Genomic DNA, 18,130 nt, shown 5'->3' with positions numbered 1-18,130 from the left:
CGCGCCCCACCAGAGCACCACCAGTAACCCAGAAGGATCCACCAGCCATATGGCCCGCCGCCAAAGCCCACCCCCTGCCGGGGCAGCCACCCAGGATTACGTCGAGAACATCGTGGACATCGATGTCACGTCCGAAATGGAAGGTTCCTTCCTGGAGTACGCCTATTCGGTGATCTACTCCCGGGCCCTGCCCGACGCCAGGGACGGACTCAAGCCGGTGCAGCGCCGGATCCTGTACATGATGAGCGAGATGGGCCTCCGGCCTGACCGCGGCCACGTCAAGAGCGCGCGCGTGGTGGGCGAGGTCATGGGTAAGCTCCACCCCCACGGCGACACAGCGATCTATGACGCCATGGTGCGCATGGCCCAGGACTTCTCGCTCCGCCTTCCGCTCATTGACGGCCATGGCAACTTCGGCTCGCTCGACGACGGCCCCGCGGCTCCCCGGTACACCGAGGCCCGCCTGGCGGCGGCCGCGCTGACGCTCACAGACCACCTCGACGAAGACGTGGTGGACTTTGTCCCCAACTACGACAACCAGCTGACCCAGCCCGACGTGCTTCCGGCGGCGTTTCCCAACCTGCTGGTCAACGGGGCGACGGGCATCGCCGTGGGCATGGCCACCAACATGGCCCCGCACAACCTGGTGGAGGTCATCTCCGCAGCAAGGCACCTGATCGCGCACCCGGACGCCACCCTGGATGACCTGATGCGTTTTGTCCCGGGGCCGGACCTGCCCACGGGTGGCCGGATCGTGGGCCTCGACGGCATCCGCGACGCCTATGCCACTGGGCGCGGGTCCTTCAAGACCCGCGCCAAGGTGGAGATCGAACAGCTCTCCGCCCGGCGCACCGGCTTGGTGGTCACCGAACTGCCGTACATGGTGGGTCCGGAAAAGGTGATCGAGAAGATCAAGGATGCGGTCAACGGCAAGAAGCTGACCGGCATCAGCGACATCGTGGACCTCACGGACCGCAAGCATGGCCTGCGCCTGGTGATCGAGCTGAAGAACGGGTTCAACCCGAACGCCGTGCTCCAGCAGCTCTACCGCTACTCCCCCATGGAAGACTCCTTCGGCATCAACAACGTGACGCTGGTGGACGGCCAGCCGCAGACCCTCGGGCTTGTGGATCTGCTGTCGGTCTACGTCGGCCACCGCATCGATGTGGTCCGCCGGCGCACGGCGTTCCGGCTGGGCAAGAAAAAGGACCGCCTGCACCTGGTGGAGGGTCTGCTGATCGCCATCGTGGACATCGACGAGGTCATCCAGATCATCCGCTCCTCGGATGAGGTGGCCGCGGCCCGCGAACGGCTGATGTCCATCTATGACCTCACCGAGATCCAGGCCAACTACATCCTGGAACTGCGGCTGCGCCAGCTGACCAAGTACTCACGGATCGAGCTTGAGAAGGAACAGGACGAGCTGCGCCGCGAAATCGCGGAGCTTGAGGCCATCCTGGGCTCGGAGCAGCGGCTGCGCGATCTGGTGTCGGCCGAACTCGGCGAGATCGCGGAGAAATACGGCACGCCGCGCCGGACCGTCCTGCTCGAATCCGAGGCAGTCTCCCCCACGGTGGCCGCCGCCTTGGCTGCTGCGCCGGGTGCGAAGGGCAAAGCCGCACCACTGGCCCTGGAGATCGCGGACGACCCGTGCTGGGCGATCCTCACGGCGTCGGGCCAGATTGCGCGCACGTCCAACCAGGAACCGCTCGCCGAGTCAGGTCCGCGCGTCAGGCATGATGTGTTCCGCTCGGTGGTCAAGACCTCGGCACGGGGTGAAATTGCCGCCGTCACCTCGCTGGGGCGGATGCTGCGGCTCCAGGTCATGGACATGCCGGTGCTGCCTCCGATGTCCGGGCTGCCCAACCTGGCCGGCGGGGTCCCGGCCAAGGACTTCATCACACTCAACAAGGGGGAGGCACTGGTGGCTTTCGCCCCGTTGGACGAGGTCCTGGCCGTCGGAACCGCCCAGGGCGTGGTCAAGCGGGTCCAGCCGGATTACCCCCTGAACCGCGAGGACTGGGAGATCATCGCCCTCAAGGACAAGGACGTAGTGGTGGGCGTGGCCCCGGCCGGGTCGGGGGACACTGACCTGGTGTTCCTGACCCGCGAAGCACAGCTGCTCCGCTTCAGTGCAGCCAACGTCCGGGCCCAGGGCAGGACAGCGGGCGGCATGGCCGGCATCAAGCTCGGCGCCGGCGACCACGTGGTGTTCTTCGGTGCGGTGGCCGCGAACGATGACGCCGCCGTGGTCGTTACCATCGCAGGGACCGACGGCGCCCTGCCGGGCACCGCGCCCGGCGCCGCGAAGGTAACGGCCTTCGCCGAGTATCCGGTCAAGGGCCGCGCCACAGCCGGTGTCCGCGCCCACCGGTTCCTCAAGGGTGAAGACACCCTAATTCTTGGCTGGGCAGGGCACGGACCGGCCAAGGCATCGTCGCTGGCCGGTGTGGCGAGGTCGCTGCCGCAGGAACACGGCCGGCGTGACGGTTCGGGCATTCCCCTGTCCCAGGCCGTGGATGCTGTGGGACCGGCGATGGCCTGGACCGATCCGGCCTAGACTGCTGCCATGCCTATCATTCCTGATGAGAAAGACTGGACCTGGGTGCTGTCCCGGCCGTGCCCGGAGTGCTCCTTTGATGCGTCCACCGTCACTCCCGCGACAGTCGGCGGCAGCGTGGCGAACATGCTGCCGCGCTGGCGGGCAGTCCTCCGCAGGCCGGAGGTTGGCGAACGTCCGGACGAGGGCACGTGGTCGGCGTTGGAGTACGCCTGCCATGTCCGGGACGTTTTTGCGCTCTTCGACCAGCGGCTGAACCTGATGCTCGATTCCGAGGATGCCCGGTTCGACAATTGGGACCAGGACCGGACGGCAGTCGAGAAGGATTACGCCAGTGCTGATCCTGCCGTGGTCAGTGCTGAACTGACGGCCGAGGGCGAACAGATCGCCGCGTCCTTCGCCGGCGTCCGGGAGGAGGACTGGGGCCGGACGGGCCTGCGCGGCAACGGCTCCACGTTCACCGTCCTGACCCTGTCGCAGTACTTCCTGCACGACGTGGTCCATCACCTCCACGATGTGGACGGCTGATGACAGCAAGAGGCTAGCGAAGGCTCGCCTCCGGGTACGGCACCTTGGCGCTGTCCGCGAAACCCGTCAATGACGCCGCGGACAGGTCCAGGACGGTGTCAGCGGGATCGATATCGGCCGGGTTGTGGGTCACCATGACCACTGTGCGGTCCCTGAGGCCGGTGCGGAGGTCGGCCAGCATCTCCCGTCCCGCTTCCGCGTCCAGATGGGCTGTGGGCTCGTCCAGCAGGATCACTTCGGCGCCCGTCAGGATGGTCCGGGCCACCGCGAGCCGTTGCCGCTCGCCGCCGCTCAGGAACGAACCGCCGGGCCCTATCCGGGTGTCCAGCCCATCAGGGAGGCGTGACACCAGGGCATTAAGGCCGACGGCGTCCAGCGCCGCCGCCAGCTCCGCGTCCCGTGCGGCGGAGGCGACAGTGCCGTGGGCCGGCGAATCGTCGGGCCCGGCTTCGGTTCCGCCAGCCGGCACGGGTGCCGGAGCAGGCAGGCCCAGCAGCAGGTTGCCGCGCAGCGTTGAATCGAACAGGTGCGCCTCCTGGGGGCACCAGGCTGCCGTCCCGGTCACCGCCGCCTTGCCGGCCGCGGGCGGAAGGAAGCCCAGGAGCACCGCGAGGAGGGTGGACTTACCGGCGCCGGAAGGCCCGGTAACGGCCAGCCAGCCGCCTGGCCCGGCTGTGGCGGACATCCCTGAGAACACCGTGCCGCCGCCTGGCCACGCTGCCGCGAGGTTGGACAATTCCACCCCGGGGGCTCCACCGGGGCGGGGCGGGACGTCGTACAGCCCGTCGCCATCAGCGGCCTCCGCTTCGGTGCCCTCGGTTTCAGTGGACTCGGCTGCGCCGGCGTCAAGTACGCCGGACTCCGCAACCCGCCGCATGACTGCACGCAGCGCAGGGTACTGGCGGACCGCCGTCGTCATGGCTGCATACGGTTCCACCAGCGCCAGCTGCAGGAGCACCATCACCGCAGCCGTGGCCGGTTCCATGGCGCCGGCAATGACCTGGGGTGCGGTCAGCACGGCCGCGGCCAGTGCCGCCGTTCCGCAGGCAGCCACAGTGATGGCCTGGCCGAGGCCTTCCGCCCAGGCGGAGCGCTGGGATGCTTTAGTTGCCGTTCTGTCCTCGGACCGAAGCGCGTCCAGGACTGTTGCCGCGATGCCGTTCGCGTGCAGTTCAGCCCGCGCGTCCAGGGCCGCGGACGTGCGCCGCAGGACTCCGGCGCGCAGCCGCTGTTCCGCGGTGGCCGACTGCCGGTCACCCCAGAGGGCGGCCGCCGGGGCCACGATCAGGCTCAGGGCTGCAGCAGTGGCTACTGCGGGCAGTGCCGCGCTGGCCACCAGGGTGGTGGCCAGCAGCGCCGAACCGCCCACCGCAAGGGCAGTGACAGGTGGCAGGACAACGCGCGGCAGCAGGTCACGGATAGTATCGACGTCGTCAATCACCGTGCCCAGGACGTTGCCGCCCTGCAGGAGCCGCCGCAGGGACAAGGCCTTGCGGCTCAGCGATTCCCAGAGCCGGCCGCGGAGCCGGGTGAGGGCCCCGAAGACGGCGTCGTGCAGCAGGAGCCGTTCCCAGTAGCGCAGGACGGCGCGGCCGATGCCGAAGAACCGCACGCCGACGATGGCGGTCAGCAAGTAGAGGATGGGCGGCTGCTCGCTCGCCCTGATGATGAGCCAGCCGGAAAGCCCGGACAGCGCCACGGCGAAGATGGCGGCCAGGGTCCCCACCACGGCTGCGCCTGTGAACCGGCCGGCCACGGGTGACAGCAGGCTGCCCAGCAGCCGTGCCGTGGGAGCCGTCCGGCCACGCCCGCCCTTTCCCACGGGCGAACCCAGGCCGTCGGTTCCGGTGATCTGCACCGCTTCACTGCTGCCTGTTGCGTTGTCTGGTTCTGCGGACTGCGCCGCCGCGGCCGGCATGGCAGTGGTTTCCGACCGTGCCGTGACGCCGCGGGCCGAGACAGGCACCAGGTGGTCGGCCAGTTCCCGGGTCTGCTGGTCGTGGGCCACGAGGATCACGGTGACGTGGCCGCGAAGGGCACGGATGGACGCCTGCACCAGCCCCGCCGAAACGGCGTCCAGGTGGGCCGTCGGTTCATCAAGCAGGAGGACGTTGGCGCCCGCACGGATGCGGGCCAGCCCGCGGGCCAACGCAACGCGCCGCAACTCCCCGGGGCTCAGCTCGGCCGGATGGTGGCCGGCAAGGTGGCCGGCGGCAGCCGCGGCCAGGCACTCCCGGGCGGTTTCATGTGCCTCTTCGCCTGATCCGCTGTTGACGTAGAGCGTAACCTCCTCCAGGACCGAATCCGCCACCATGACCGGGTGCTGCGGAACCCAGGCGACTGCGCTGCGGTCAAAGCCGGAAAGCTGCCCCGACACCTCGGTTCCGCCGCCGTCGCCCACCGTCCCGGCCAAAACGCCAAGCACTGTGCTCTTCCCGGCGCCGCTGGGGCCGTCGAGGGCGGTGATCCGGCCCTGCGGGGCGGTGAAGGTGAGGGGCCCGACGGCGGCTCCGGCCCTGCCCGCGTAGGTGACCGTGAGATCGGTGACGGCCACTCCCCCTGAACCGGGTGCGGAAACCCGGGCGCCGCCGTCGTCCGCTGGACGTGTTGCAACACCGCGCGCGGCAACGTCGTTGCCAGTGCCTGCGGGGTCCCTGGTTGCCAGCGCCCGCGGCTCGGGTGCGTCGGTAACCGCCCGGGTCGCGGCGAGCGCCGCCCGGCCGTCATCACTGGCGTGGTGGGCGGTGCCGAGCTCGCGCAGGGGCAGGTAGCAGTCGGGGGCCAGGATGAGCGCCAGCAGGCCGGCTTCGAGGGCCATATCGCCATGCACCAGCCGGACGCCGATAAAGACGGCCACCACGGCCACCGAAATCGTGGCGATAAGTTCCAGCGCCAGGGCAGAGAGGAACGCGGTGCGCAGCGTCCCCATTGTCCTGGTCCGGTATTCCTCGGAGATCTCCTCCAGGGCCTTGCGCTGCGCCGTGGCACGGCCCAGGCCCACCAGGACGGGCAGCCCCTTGGCCAGCTCCAGCATGTGGGCGGACAGCCGGGTGAGGGTTTCCTGCGCCTCGCGGACGTGGTCCTCGGTGTGCCTGCCGATCAGCACCATAAACAGCGGGACCAGCGGAACCGTCAGGACAACCACAACGGCGCTGACCCAATCGGCAAAGAGGATACGCGCCCCCAGCAGCAGCGGGATGGTGGCGCAGTTGACGAGTGCGGGCAGGAACTGGGTGTAGTAGCTGTCCAGCGCATCCAGGCCGCGCGTCGCCAGCACGGCCAGGCCGCCGTCGCCCGGGCCGGTGCTGCGCGCACCGTTCCGCAGCGCGCGCGCTAGCAGTTCCTGCCTCAGCTCCTCCTTGATGCCCAGGGCGGCCCGCCGCGCGGCGATGCCCTGCGCCCACACGGTGACGGACCTCAGGACCACGCCTGCCAGGCCCCAGGGCAGCTGGTCCTGCCAGGAATCACTTCCGGTGGCCAGCCCGGCAAGCATGTACGCCACGGCCTGCCCCATGAGGACCAGGGCAAGGGCCTTCAACGCTGCCAGCAGGCCCAGCCAGTAGATGGCCGAGCGGGTGGCCGGTCCGGCCGGAAAGTCTGGGCGCACGCCGGGTCAGCCCTTCGTGGTGAAAGCCCTGACGGCCACGGCCGGCAGGAAGCTATGGGCGGCCGGGATGTGGGCCGCGCTGACACGGCGGCGGAACACCCAGTACGTCCAGGCCTGGTAGATGATCACCAGGGGCAGGCCCACGGCTGCCACGACGCTCATGAGGCCGAGCGTGTAGTCGGAGGAGGATGCGTTGGCGATGGTCAGGTCAAACGCGGGGTCGAGGGTCGAGGGCAGTACCACCGGGAACACTGCACCGAAGCTCGACGCACTGCCCAGGAGCAGGAAGGCTCCCATTGCCATGAACGCCCGGCCTTCGGACCCGCGCCGTGCCAGGAACCATGCAACGGCAGCCGCAACCACGGCCAGGACCACCGCAGCCCAGGTCCACAGCTTGCCCTCCAGGAACTGGATGACAAGCGCCCAGGCCGCCAGGGGAAGCAGCAGGACCGGCAGCAGCCGGACAAACCAGGCGCGGGCGCGGTGCCGCACGTCGCCGTCGGTCTTCAGTGCAAGGAACGCCAGGGCGTGGAGCAGGGAGAACCCCACCACGGCCAGCCCGCCCAGGACGGCGTAGCCGCTAAACCAGGCCATGGCACCGCCTTCGCGGTCACCGTTCGCGTTCAGCGGCAGGCCGGTGGTGGTCAGGGCCAGGGCAGCGCCGACGCCGAATGCGGCGAAGAAGGAGCCCAGGGCAATGGCCCAGTCCCAGCGCGCACGCCAGCTGTCGTTGTCTACCTTGCCGCGGTATTCGAACGCCACCGCACGGAAGATCAGGGCCACGAGGACCACCAGGAGGGGGAGGTAGAGGGCGGAGAACAGCGAGGCGTACCAGAGCGGGAAGGCAGCGAAGGTGGCAGCACCCGCCGTGATCAGCCAGACCTCGTTGCCGTCCCAGACCGGGCCGACCGTGTTCAGCAGGACCCGGCGCTCGGTGTTGTTCCGCGCGAACAGCTTCATCAGCATTCCGACGCCAAGGTCAAAGCCTTCAAGGAAGAGGTAGCCGGTCCAAAGCACCGCGATGATGATGAACCAGATAGTGGGCAGCAGTTCCATATCGAATATCCTCTGCTCTTCTTAGTAGGCGAATGCCAGGACGTCGTCGGCAGTTTTTGTGGTGCCGGTGCCGTCGGGACCCGGGGTGGCGTCCTCGTTCTCATCCACCGGGGCCTTCGCCAGTTCCGGCATGGCGGAGACCACGCCGCCACGGATATACGTGACCAGGAGTTTGACCTCCACCACGAGCAAGGCGCCGTAGACCGCGGCCAGGACAATGAGGGACGTCAGCAGTTCGCCGGCTGACACTCCGGGCGAAACGGCCGCCGCGGTGAACATAAACACCTGGTCAATGCCATTCAGGTCCGGGTTGGGCGCCACGACAAACGGCTGCCGGCCCATCTCCGTGAAGATCCAACCGGCGGCATTGGCGCCGAACGGGGCCAGGATGCCGAAGACTGCCAGGCGCATCAGCCAGGGCGACGCGGGGACGGTGCCCTTCCTGGTCAGCCAGAGGGCCACGAGGGCCGCCAGCGCCGCCAGTCCGCCGAAGCCGATCATCATCCGGAAGCCCCAGTAAGTGACTTCCATGACCGGGACGTACTGGATTTCCTGGCCGGCCCGTTCGCCGTAGATCGGGTTGTCCGGCAGGTGCGTACCGTAGTCGGCCTTGTACTGGTCCAGGAGACCGTTGACGCCCCGGACCTGGGTGGTGAAGTCGCCGTTGGCGAGGAAGGACAGGATGCCTGGTACCTCGATCACAGCCGTGATGTCATCGCAGTTCTTGGAGCCGAGGTTTCCGACGCTGAGGACCGAGAAACCGGTGCCGTCGTGGCAGGCGGCTTCGGCCGCGGCCATCTTCATGGGCTGCTGCTCAAACATCAGCTTGCCCTGCAGGTCGCCGGTGAGGGCGGTGCCGGCGAAGGAGATCATGGCGACGACGGCGCCGATCCGCAGGGAGCGGATCCACACTTTGTAGTCGGTCTTGTCGCGGCCGGGAATCGACGCTTCACCGGGAACAACTTTGCCGTCAGGGCCGATGGTGTCGATGCCGTCCTTGCGCCTGCGCCAGAGGTGGTACCAGGCGATGCCCAGGAGGAATCCGCCGGCCACCGCCAGTGCCCCCATCAGGGTGTGCGGGAAGGCTACCAGTGCGGTGTTGTTGGTGAACACTGCCCAGGCGTCGGTCATGACCGGCCGGCCGTCGATGATTTCCGCGCCGACCGGGTGCTGCATCCAACTGTTGGCCACAATGATGAAGTAGGCCGAGAAGACCGATCCCACCACCGCTATCCACAGGCAGGCGAGGTGGATGGCCGGCTTCAGCTGTTTCCAGCCGAAGATCCACAGCCCCAGGAACGTGGACTCGACGAAGAACGCCAACAGCGACTCCAGTGCGAGCGGCGCCCCGAAGATGTCACCCACGAACCGGCTGTATTCGCTCCAGGCCATGCCGAACTGGAACTCCTGCACGATGCCGGTGGCAACGCCCATGATGAAGTTGATCAGGAACAGCTTTCCCCAGAACTTGGTCATCCGGAGGTATTCGACCTTGCCGGTCCGATGCCAGATGGTCTGCATCACTGCCACCACCAGGCCCAGTCCAATAGTGAGCGGCACCATCATGAAGTGGTACACGGTGGTGATGCCAAATTGCCAGCGCGCGATTTCCAGAGCTTCCACAGCAGTCCCTCGGGGGTCAGGGTTCAACTTCTACGGATCGTAGAACTGTAACTTCTACAGAGTGTAGAACAATGCGGCAGGCACTGTAAAAACAAGAGTTGCACGTCACCATGAGCCCTACAAGACCGCCAAACACGCCGTGTTCTACCGTACGTAGAAACTCAGCCAAAAAGCGGGTAAATTTGATTCTGTATCTGTAGCGAGGAATGTGCAGGCACCGCGGCGCTCAGCCAGCGGATGCGGGAACAAGAAGGATGTAGCAATGGCAAGTCTTGGGGAACTGGAACGGGCAGTGATGGATCTGCTCTGGGCGGGCCACGAAGCAGCCACCGCAAATACCCTGCGTGACAAACTGGCAACCACTACGGAGGCAAAAGGGGACGCGGCAGGCCATGCGGGCAAGGAGCTTGCCGTCACCACCGTCCTGACTGTGCTCTCACGGCTGGAGAAGAAGGGCCTTGTGGAGCGGGAACGCGGCACCAGGCCGCACCGCTACCAAGCCGTTTCGAGCCGGGAAGAACACACAGCCGAACTGATGCATGAAGTGCTGGGGTCCGCGCCTGACCGTGAAGCCGTGCTGGCGCAGTTCATCGGCTCCGTTACCGAAGGTGAAGCCGAAACACTGCGCAAACTGCTCGGCCACGTCTAGCGGGCCGATGTTCTGGGCCTCGTACCTGCTGGCGGTCCTGGCGATAGTCCTGGCGTGGCCGGTGCCTATCTTTCTTTCGCGTGCCCAGTGGCCGGCACGGTCGCCCTTCACCGCCATGCTCCTCTGGCAGGCAATTGCCCTTGCCGGCGGGCTCTCGATGATCGGCGCCATGCTGGTCTACGGCTTGGAACCGGTGGGCGACAACCTAATCGCCGGCCTGCGGGCCCTCGCGGGGATGGTGCTCTTTAATGCGCCCACCACCGCGCTCGGCTTCTGGCATCTATTTGCCCTCTCCGCCGCAGCCCTGCTGACCGCGCACCTGGTCTTCACCCTGCTGCTGACGTACTACAAGATCGAGCGGCAGCGGCGGCGACACCGTGAGCTGCTCGCACTCCTGTCCTCGCCTTCCGCGGAGGGTGCAGGAACCGTGGTCATCAGCCACGACTCCCCCGTGGCCTACTGCCTGCCCGGCGGGGCACGCTCGGTCACTGTGCTTTCCGACGGCCTGATGGCAGCCCTCGAACCGGCCGAGTTGCGGGCAGTCCTGAGCCACGAGAACGCCCACCTCAACCAGCACCACCACCTGCTGCTCTGGGCGTTCGCCGCGTGGCGTCAGGCACTCCCCTGGCTCCCCACCACTAGGCTGGCCCAGGAATCCGTGAACTCGCTCATTGAGATGCTGGCCGACGACGTTGCACTGAAGACGGAGAGCCGGGCAACCCTCATCAAGGCCATCGCTATCGTGGCCAGCGGCTCGGCGGGGGGCGGAACTTTCCGGCCTGCCGCCCAGGCCGGCCTTGCCCTCCACGGGCTCGAAGCGGCAGCGGGTGTTACGGGCTCCGACGCCGCCCGCACCACGGCCTCGAGGGTCAGCCGGCTGCTCTCCCCTCAGGCTGAACTTTCTGCCACAGCCCGCGCCGCGGTACTGGCCGGCTGCATCCTGCTGCTCGCCCTGCCCACTGCGCTGCTGATTGTGCCGGGCCTGCTGGGCTGAGCGTGACGGGCCGGCCGGCAAGCCCGTTAGGCGTCGATCCGCTCCCGGTCCAGGCTGGAGGCACCGGCGATGATGAAGTCCTTCCGCGGCGCCACGTCTGAGCCCATCAGCAGGTCGAAGGTGTCCTCGGCCTGCTTGGCGTTCTCGATGCCCACCTTGCGCAGTGTCCGGTGCCGCGGATCCATGGTGGTCTCCGCCAGCTGTTCGGCGTCCATCTCGCCGAGTCCCTTGTACCGCTGGATCGGCTCCTTGTAGCGCTTGCCCTCTTTGGCGAGCCGGGCTAGCAGCACGTGGAGTTCCGCTTCGGAATAGGTGTAAATCATGTCGTTGGCCTTCTGGCCCGCATTGATCACTTCGACGCGGTGCAGCGGCGGGACGGCGGCAAAAACGCGCCCCTCGTCGATCATGGGCCGCATGTAACGGAAGAACAGCGTGAGCAGCAGGGTACGGATGTGGGCGCCGTCGACGTCGGCGTCGGTCATCAGGATGACCTTGCCGTACCGGGCGGCGCTGATGTCGAAGCTGCGGCCGGAGCCGGCACCGACCACCTGGATCAAGGCAGCACATTCGGCGTTGGAGAGCATGTCCCCCACCGAAGCCTTCTGGACGTTGAGGATCTTGCCGCGGATGGGGAGCAGCGCCTGGAAGTCCGAGGACCGTGCCAGCTTCGCCGTTCCCAGGGCGGAGTCACCTTCGACGATGAAGAGTTCGGAACGCACGACGTCGTCCGTCCGGCAGTCAGCAAGCTTGGTGGGCATGGACGACGTTTCCAGTGCATTCTTGCGACGCTGCGTTTCCTTGTGAACCCGCGCGGAAATACGGGACTTCATCTCGCTGACGATCTTCTCGAGCAGCAGCGCAGACTGTGCCTTGTCGTTGCGGTTGGCGGAGTTCAGCTTTGCGTTGATCTCGTGCTCCACCACCTTGGCCACAATGGCCCGCACTGCCGAGGTGCCGAGGATCTCCTTGGTCTGGCCTTCGAATTGCGGCTCAGCCAGCCGGACTGTCAGGACGGCTGTCAGCCCGGCGAAAATGTCGTCCTTTTCGATTTTGTCGGTGCCCGCCTTGAGCTTGCGGGCGTTGGCTTCCACCGCCTTCCGGAACGTCTTGACGAGGGCCTGCTCAAAGCCTGACTGGTGGGTTCCGCCCTTGGGCGTGGAGATGATATTCACGAAGGTGCGGACCGTGCTGTCATAGCCGATCCCCCAGCGCAGTGCCACGTCCACTTCGCAGTCACGTTCCACCTCGGCGAGCTGGCTGTGGCCGCGCTCATCAAGTACCGGCACGGTTTCCTTGAACTTGCCAGAGCCGTGCAGCCGCCAAATGTCGGTGACGGCGGGATCGGCGGCGAGGAAGTCGACAAACTCGGAGATGCCGCCGTCGTGATGGAAGACCTCCTCATGGGGACCTGCTTCACCCGGGGTTCCGGCCAGCCTGCGTTCATCCCGGACTGTGAGCTTGAGCCCCGGCACCAGGAAGGATGTCTGGCGCGCCCGGGCAGCCAGCTCGTCGTAGGAGAACTTCGCGTCCGGAGTGAAGATCTGCCGATCGGCCCAGTACCGGATCCGGGTCCCGGTCACTCCCCGCTTTGCCTTGCCAATAACGTCCAGGACGGAGTCCTTAACAAACGGTTCGAACGCCGCTGCCGGATCGGACTTGGATCCCGAATCCTTGAAACGTCCGGGCTCCCCGCGCCGGAAGGACATTTTGTACGTCTTGCTGCCGCGGTCCACTTCCACGTCAAGCCTGGCGGACAGCGCGTTGACCACGGAGGCACCCACGCCGTGCAGGCCGCCGGAGGCGGTGTAGGAGCCGCCGCCGAACTTGCCGCCCGCATGCAGCTTGGTGAAAACCACCTCGACGCCGGTGAGTCCCGTCTTGGGTTCCACGTCGATGGGGATGCCGCGCCCGTCGTCGTGGATTTCCACTGAGTTGTCCGCATGCAGAATGATCTTGATGTCATGCCCAAAGCCCGCCAGTGCTTCGTCCACCGAGTTGTCAATGATCTCCCAAAGGCAGTGCATCAGGCCGCGCGAGTCGGTGGAACCGATGTACATGCCGGGGCGTTTGCGGACGGCTTCGAGGCCCTCCAGCACGGAAAGGTGCCGGGCGGTGTAATCAGAACTTGGTGCCACGGGTGGTGAACTCCTTCAGTGACGGAACAGCTGGCGCTGCGGACGCTTGTTCAAGCCTAGTCCGCACGGGTGCAGAGGGCCTGCTGCCACACGTTGCCGGCGCTGTGGTCGCCGCCACTCGTGACGTCTCCGTGACCATAATCCGGAGCTTGATACATTCTTGTGGCTACGCGGTCAGCGAACTTGACCCGTCCTTGCGATGGGATTGCTACGAATGCTGGTTATATAGACATACAGATCTACTAAGGAGGCCGATATGACAACAGCAGTGGCAGACCGCACACTCAACGCACTGGACCGGTGCGATCGTTGCGGGGCTCAAGCATATGTCCGCGTTGTACTTGAGACCTCCGGCGGTGAGTTGCTCTTCTGCGGCCACCATGCCCGTGCAGTCGAGGCAACACTCAGGCCCCTGAGCTCTGACTGGCACGATGAGACCGGCAGGCTCCACGAGAAGGCTCCCGTAGCCGTCGACTGACCTGCACGACATCCGCACAGGACCCCCTCCTTTGGAGGGGGTCCTGTTTTGTCTTAAGTCCCGGCCCCCGAACCGCGGTACTCCGAGCAGACCTGGACTCCAAAAAGCAACGCGAGGTCAGTTTCCGCCCTTAGATCCTTCGATTTCGGGCGGAAACTGACCCCGCGTAGCATGGGTCTGGTTTAGTCCAGGTAGTCCCTGAGCACCTGCGACCGCGAGGGGTGGCGGAGCTTGGACATGGTCTTGGACTCTATCTGGCGGATACGTTCGCGCGTGACGCCGTAGACCTTGCCGATTTCGTCTAAAGTCTTCGGCTGGCCATCGGTGAGGCCGAACCGCATTGCCACCACACCGGCTTCGCGTTCCGACAGTGTGTCCAGCACCGAGTGGAGCTGTTCCTGCAGCAGCGTGAAGCTCACGGCGTCGGCGGGGACCACAGCTTCGGAGTCCTCAATGAGGTCACCGAACTCGGAGTCGCCGTCCTCGCCAAGGGGGGTGTGGAGGGAGATGGGCTCGCGGCCGTACTTCTGGACCTCCACCACCTTCTCCGGGGTCATGTCCAGTTCGAGGGCCAGCTCTTCAGGCGTGGGTTCGCGGCCAAGGTCCTGAAGCATCTGGCGCTGGACGCGGGCCAGCTTGTTGATGACTTCCACCATGTGCACCGGGATGCGGATGGTGCGGGCCTGGTCAGCCATGGCACGGGTGATGGCCTGGCGGATCCACCACGTGGCGTAGGTGGAGAACTTGAAGCCCTTGGTGTAGTCGAACTTCTCCACCGCACGGATCAGGCCCAGGTTGCCTTCCTGGATCAGGTCCAGGAAGAGCATGCCGCGGCCGGTGTAGCGCTTGGCCAGCGAAACCACCAGGCGGAGGTTGGCCTCGAGCAGGTGGTTCTTGGCACGCTTACCGTCATGGATGACAAACTCAAGCTCACGCTTGAACTTGGGATCCATGGAACCGTCGTCGGCGTTGATCTTCTCTTCGGCAAAGAGTCCGGCTTCGATCCGGAGCGCCAGGTCGACTTCCTGCTCGGCGTTGAGCAGCGCAACCTTACCGATCTGCTTAAGGTAGTCCTTCACGGGGTCGGCCGTGGCACCGGCGGACATTACCTGCTGGACGGGGGCGTCGTCGTCGTCGGCGTCCGAGTAAACAAAGCCCTTGCCAGTGGCTGCTGATGCGGCCTTGGCGGCGTCGATCTCGGTGTCATCGCCGGCGTCGGCACCCTCGATCACGATGTCGTCGAGGTCTTCGACCTCATCGTCATCGGAATCCGATGCGCCACGTGCGGCTTTTCCGGCTGCCTCGGCAGCGGCTTTCGCGCCGGGCTTGGGCCCGCGCTTCTTGGGCTCAGGCTTGCCGTCGACGGCGGTGTCACCGGCGGCGTCCTTGACGGCCTTGTTGGCTGCCCGCGTTGCTGCGCGCTTGGCGTTCGTTGCAGCCTGCTTCTCCTCAGGGGACAGAACGTCCTGGGGGGCGGATTCCTTCTTCGCGGAAGACGGGGTCACAGAAAACCTTTCTAGCGGCGGTCTGTGGAATCACCATACGGGCAACACCACTATGACCCTGTCAAGTCCGTGATCAACATCAGGTGCAACCACGGCCGGCAGAGTCTATAAGTAGAACTGCCGGGGCGGCTGTAATATTCCCGCCAGGGCCCATTACATGCACTTGATACACGGACCCAACCGGGTCTCGGCAACCATTGTCTCACGGATTGCCTCCACCGGCTTCAAAGAACAGCAGCGTCTAGGCTGCGTCCGGTTCGAACCGCCGCCAGGCCGCCTCCTTCCTCGCAGCCCAGCCACACAGGGTTCCGCGCCGCACCAGTTCCAGCATGAGCTCAGCAAGCCGGTAGCCAGGTTCTTCGTCAAGGGCTTGGCCGAGGTAAGCGGCGGCGTACGATCCCCTCCCCCGGCACCACGCAATCCAGCCGCGGCCTGTCAGGGCGGCGGCGCCGGGCTGTCCACCGCAGGCCGAGAGCTGTTCCAGGACCGCATCCAGCTTGTTCAGGCTGTCCCAGGCGGGCACTTCAGGCTCCAGCCCCAGCAGGACCTCGCCGTAACCCGGTTCGCCGACACAACAAGCGGAGGCGCTGCCGGAGGTGCCCTTCCCCAGGCCCGCGGGACCAACCGGCGCCAGCGTGCAGTCCTCCTCGAAGATGCCAAACACTTCGGCACCCGCAAGGGCCGCCGGCGTGCCCGCCGCAGCCATGACAAAGACCGCATCACGCCAGGCGGGGACGCGCAGGGACGCCCGCAGGAACGCGACGTCGTTCGCCGGCAGCTGCTGGCCTGCACAGGCCAGGACGGAACTCCATTGCGCCAGGAGGCTGGTGAATTGTTCCCTGCTCCCCCGGCGCCGGTCCAGCTGCGCTGCCCAGGCATCCTCCGAAGCCAGGACTGCGGCTCGCTCCTCACCGGGTACCGCAGCTGTTGGGAGGACGCCGTTTTCCGGCGCCGGCCCCACGCTGCTGCCGCGATAGACCATTTCGGCGTTAAGCATGCTGTCCTTGATCACCTGCACCGGCAGGCCCGGCAAGGGGCAGCACACCAGATCAGTGCAGTTGGCGCTCCGCCAGTAGTCGTCTCCCACGTACCAGGCGTCGCGCACAGCCAGGCCTCCGGCGTCGAGACAACTTTCCAGGGCGTCAAGAAGGCCCCGGTACGTCCCCGGCGGTTCCATCCAGCCGTGGTTGGTGAAGATGGCCAGCAGCGCGCCGTCGGCATTGCGGTCGGCTGAGAGGTACTCGCGCACGGTGCGGACATAGTCCCGCGGATCTGCAAGTGTTTCCGGGCCGGGGAGGTCAAGCCGCAGGGTTGCTCCGAGCCGTTTGCCCTGCATGGTCATGGCCACGAGGCTGTTTGAGGGCCAGTACCCCAATGAATGTGGAATGAACCCGAGGACGTCTTCAGGGCCTCGGACGGTCAGGTGTTCTGAAGGTTTCATGGCTCCAGCCTTCGCCCAGCGCCGGCCCCGTGAAAGTCCCCGCCACCGCTATGTCAATAACTGCCCCTGAGAGGCAGCTGTGGAGGAGAAGTGCGTCCTATTCCGGGCTGTCCTGCCGGCGCCGCTGGGCCAGGATGGTGCGCCGTTGTTGGGCCATGGCCTGGAGCAGTGGGGGCACCACCACGCCCTGCGCTGCCATCTGGCGCCGCACCTTGCGCCGGCACCGCAGCATCATGGCGGCCCCGAACGCCAGCAGTAGGAAGTGCACGCTCAAAGCGATCCGGAAGGGTTCCAGGCCGTACAGTTCGCCGCCTGAATAGTCGCTGGCCAGAAGGATGTCCAGCACGAAGCCGATCAGGAAAATCGCCACCAGCGCCGCGATGAATCATCCCACGTTGACGATTCCCGTGGCAGTGCCGATCCGGTGTGCGGGATTGAACGTCCGGGCGAAATCAAAGCCGATCATGGACCCCGGCCCGCCAATAGCCAGCACCACCACGAGGATGGCGAGGAGCCACAGCGGTGACCGGCCCGGCGTCAGGAGCACGGCGGCCCAGGCTGCTGCCGTAGCACCGGATATCAGCAGCACCATGGTGGACCGGCGGAGCGGATGCCGGGCGACAAAGCTGCCGATGAAGGGGCCGGCGGCAAGTCCGGCGGCAACGTACAGGGTCATCAGTCCTGCCACCGTTCCCGAATCCAGGCCCTGTCCGGAGATGAGGAAGGGGTAGCCCCAGGTCATTGCGAACACGGTGCCGCTGAACTGGATGGTGAAGTGGCTCCACATCCCCAGCCGGGTCCCGGGCTGGCGCCACGCACTGGCAAGTGAGACGCCTGTTGCCCGGAGGCCACGCTGGACTTCGTGGGTCACCGTCCCTGGCGGCTGGTCCTGCAGGAGAACCACCACCAGGATCACTGCCAGCGCAGACATGCCCGCGAGCATCAGGAAGCCGGGGGTCCAGCCGAAGGAATGCAGGACAAAGGCGAACGGCAGCACGCTGAAAAGCTGTCCAAGCTGGCCGGACATGCCCGTCAACTGGGTGACCAGGGGAACCCGCGCCGGAGCGAACCACAAAGGGACCAGGCGGATGACGGAGATGAAAGTCATGGCGTCGCCGGCGCCCACCAAGACCCGCCCCGTCACACCACCGGGGATGCTCTCCGCAAAAGCGAGCTGGAGCTGGCCGAGACCCATCAGGACGGCCCCGCCGGCGATCATGGCCCGCGAGCCGAACCTGTCCACCAGCACGCCAACCGGGATCTGAAGGCCTGCATAAACCAGCAGCTGCAGGACCGTAAAGAACGAAATTGCGGAGGCGCTGGCGTTGAACCGCTCAGTGGCTTCAAGCCCCACCACACCGAAGGACGTGCGCTGTGAGACCGCAACCAGATACGCGAAGATACCGATGGTCCAGATCAGCCAGGCTCGGGGGGAAGTCACTCCCTCATTATGCCCGGGCCGCGGTACTGACCATGGCAACCGTCTGCCAGGCGGACACGCGCACCCGGCCGGGCAGCTGCAGACCTGCCCGTTGCCGGACAACGCGACGCCAA

Annotated in this window: 11 protein-coding genes and 1 pseudogene; 5 read left to right on the top strand and 7 right to left on the bottom strand. The window is 66.3% G+C overall.

Annotation, left to right across the window (positions count from 1 at the left end; translation table 11 throughout):
- Nucleotides 1–49: 49 nt before the first annotated feature.
- Nucleotides 50–2,560, top strand: coding sequence for a DNA gyrase/topoisomerase IV subunit A (locus AB4Y73_RS06450; RefSeq protein ID WP_441870067.1), 2,511 nt, complete (start codon nt 50–52; stop codon nt 2,558–2,560).
- Between the two features lie 9 nt (nt 2,561–2,569).
- Nucleotides 2,570–3,088 carry a DinB family protein gene (locus tag AB4Y73_RS06445; RefSeq protein ID WP_441870065.1) on the top strand — a complete coding sequence of 173 codons (519 nt, stop codon included), beginning with the start codon at nt 2,570–2,572 and terminating at the stop codon, nt 3,086–3,088.
- 13 nt (nt 3,089–3,101) lie between these two features.
- Here AB4Y73_RS06445 and cydD read toward each other — a convergent pair whose 3' ends face one another.
- Genes cydD through AB4Y73_RS06430 form a run of 3 tightly spaced genes read right to left on the bottom strand, consistent with a single transcriptional unit; the run spans nt 3,102 to nt 9,374 of the window.
- Complete coding sequence (gene cydD, locus AB4Y73_RS06440) at nt 3,102–6,695, bottom strand: thiol reductant ABC exporter subunit CydD (protein ID WP_441870063.1); 3,594 nt, start codon at nt 6,693–6,695, stop codon at nt 3,102–3,104.
- A gap of 6 nt (nt 6,696–6,701) precedes the next feature.
- Complete coding sequence (gene cydB, locus AB4Y73_RS06435) at nt 6,702–7,751, bottom strand: cytochrome d ubiquinol oxidase subunit II (RefSeq protein WP_441870061.1); 1,050 nt, start codon at nt 7,749–7,751, stop codon at nt 6,702–6,704.
- A 21-nt stretch (nt 7,752–7,772) separates the two neighbouring features.
- Nucleotides 7,773–9,374 carry a cytochrome ubiquinol oxidase subunit I gene (locus AB4Y73_RS06430; protein ID WP_441870059.1) on the bottom strand — a complete coding sequence of 534 codons (1,602 nt, stop codon included), beginning with the start codon at nt 9,372–9,374 and terminating at the stop codon, nt 7,773–7,775.
- A gap of 262 nt (nt 9,375–9,636) precedes the next feature.
- On the opposite strand from AB4Y73_RS06430, the gene AB4Y73_RS06425 reads away from it, so the two are divergent.
- Both AB4Y73_RS06425 and AB4Y73_RS06420 read left to right on the top strand, forming a co-directional pair.
- Nucleotides 9,637–10,023, top strand: a complete 387-nt coding sequence (locus AB4Y73_RS06425) for a BlaI/MecI/CopY family transcriptional regulator (protein WP_441870057.1) — start codon at nt 9,637–9,639, stop codon at nt 10,021–10,023.
- A gap of 7 nt (nt 10,024–10,030) precedes the next feature.
- Nucleotides 10,031–11,017 (top strand): M56 family metallopeptidase, encoded by a 987-nt coding sequence (locus AB4Y73_RS06420; RefSeq protein WP_441870055.1) that lies wholly within the window; start codon nt 10,031–10,033, stop codon nt 11,015–11,017.
- Between the two features lie 26 nt (nt 11,018–11,043).
- Here the strand turns inward: AB4Y73_RS06420 and AB4Y73_RS06415 are convergent, their stop codons facing one another.
- The gene (locus AB4Y73_RS06415) at nt 11,044–13,152 is read right to left on the bottom strand and encodes a DNA gyrase/topoisomerase IV subunit B (protein ID WP_441870053.1); all 2,109 of its coding nucleotides are present in this window, start codon (nt 13,150–13,152) and stop codon (nt 11,044–11,046) included.
- 256 nt (nt 13,153–13,408) lie between these two features.
- On the opposite strand from AB4Y73_RS06415, the gene AB4Y73_RS06410 reads away from it, so the two are divergent.
- On the top strand, nt 13,409–13,630 hold the full coding sequence (locus AB4Y73_RS06410; RefSeq protein WP_275213604.1) for a DUF7455 domain-containing protein: 222 nt from the start codon (nt 13,409–13,411) through the stop codon (nt 13,628–13,630).
- A 182-nt stretch (nt 13,631–13,812) separates the two neighbouring features.
- On the opposite strand, the gene AB4Y73_RS06405 is transcribed toward AB4Y73_RS06410, so the two are convergent.
- The 3 genes and pseudogenes from AB4Y73_RS06405 to AB4Y73_RS06395 form a co-directional block, all read right to left on the bottom strand.
- On the bottom strand, nt 13,813–15,135 hold the full coding sequence (locus tag AB4Y73_RS06405) for an RNA polymerase sigma factor (RefSeq protein WP_441870051.1): 1,323 nt from the start codon (nt 15,133–15,135) through the stop codon (nt 13,813–13,815).
- 241 nt (nt 15,136–15,376) lie between these two features.
- Nucleotides 15,377–16,576 carry a DUF4192 domain-containing protein gene (locus AB4Y73_RS06400; protein WP_441870049.1) on the bottom strand — a complete coding sequence of 400 codons (1,200 nt, stop codon included), beginning with the start codon at nt 16,574–16,576 and terminating at the stop codon, nt 15,377–15,379.
- Between the two features lie 97 nt (nt 16,577–16,673).
- Nucleotides 16,674–18,017, bottom strand: a pseudogene (locus AB4Y73_RS06395) (MFS transporter).
- Nucleotides 18,018–18,130 lie beyond the last annotated feature (113 nt).

It is taken from the genome of Pseudarthrobacter sp. TAF60_1, assembly GCF_052113505.1.
GTDB lineage: Bacteria > Actinomycetota > Actinomycetes > Actinomycetales > Micrococcaceae > Arthrobacter.
Note: the sequence above shows the minus strand (reverse complement) of the source record. Positions and strands in the feature narration are given on the sequence as shown.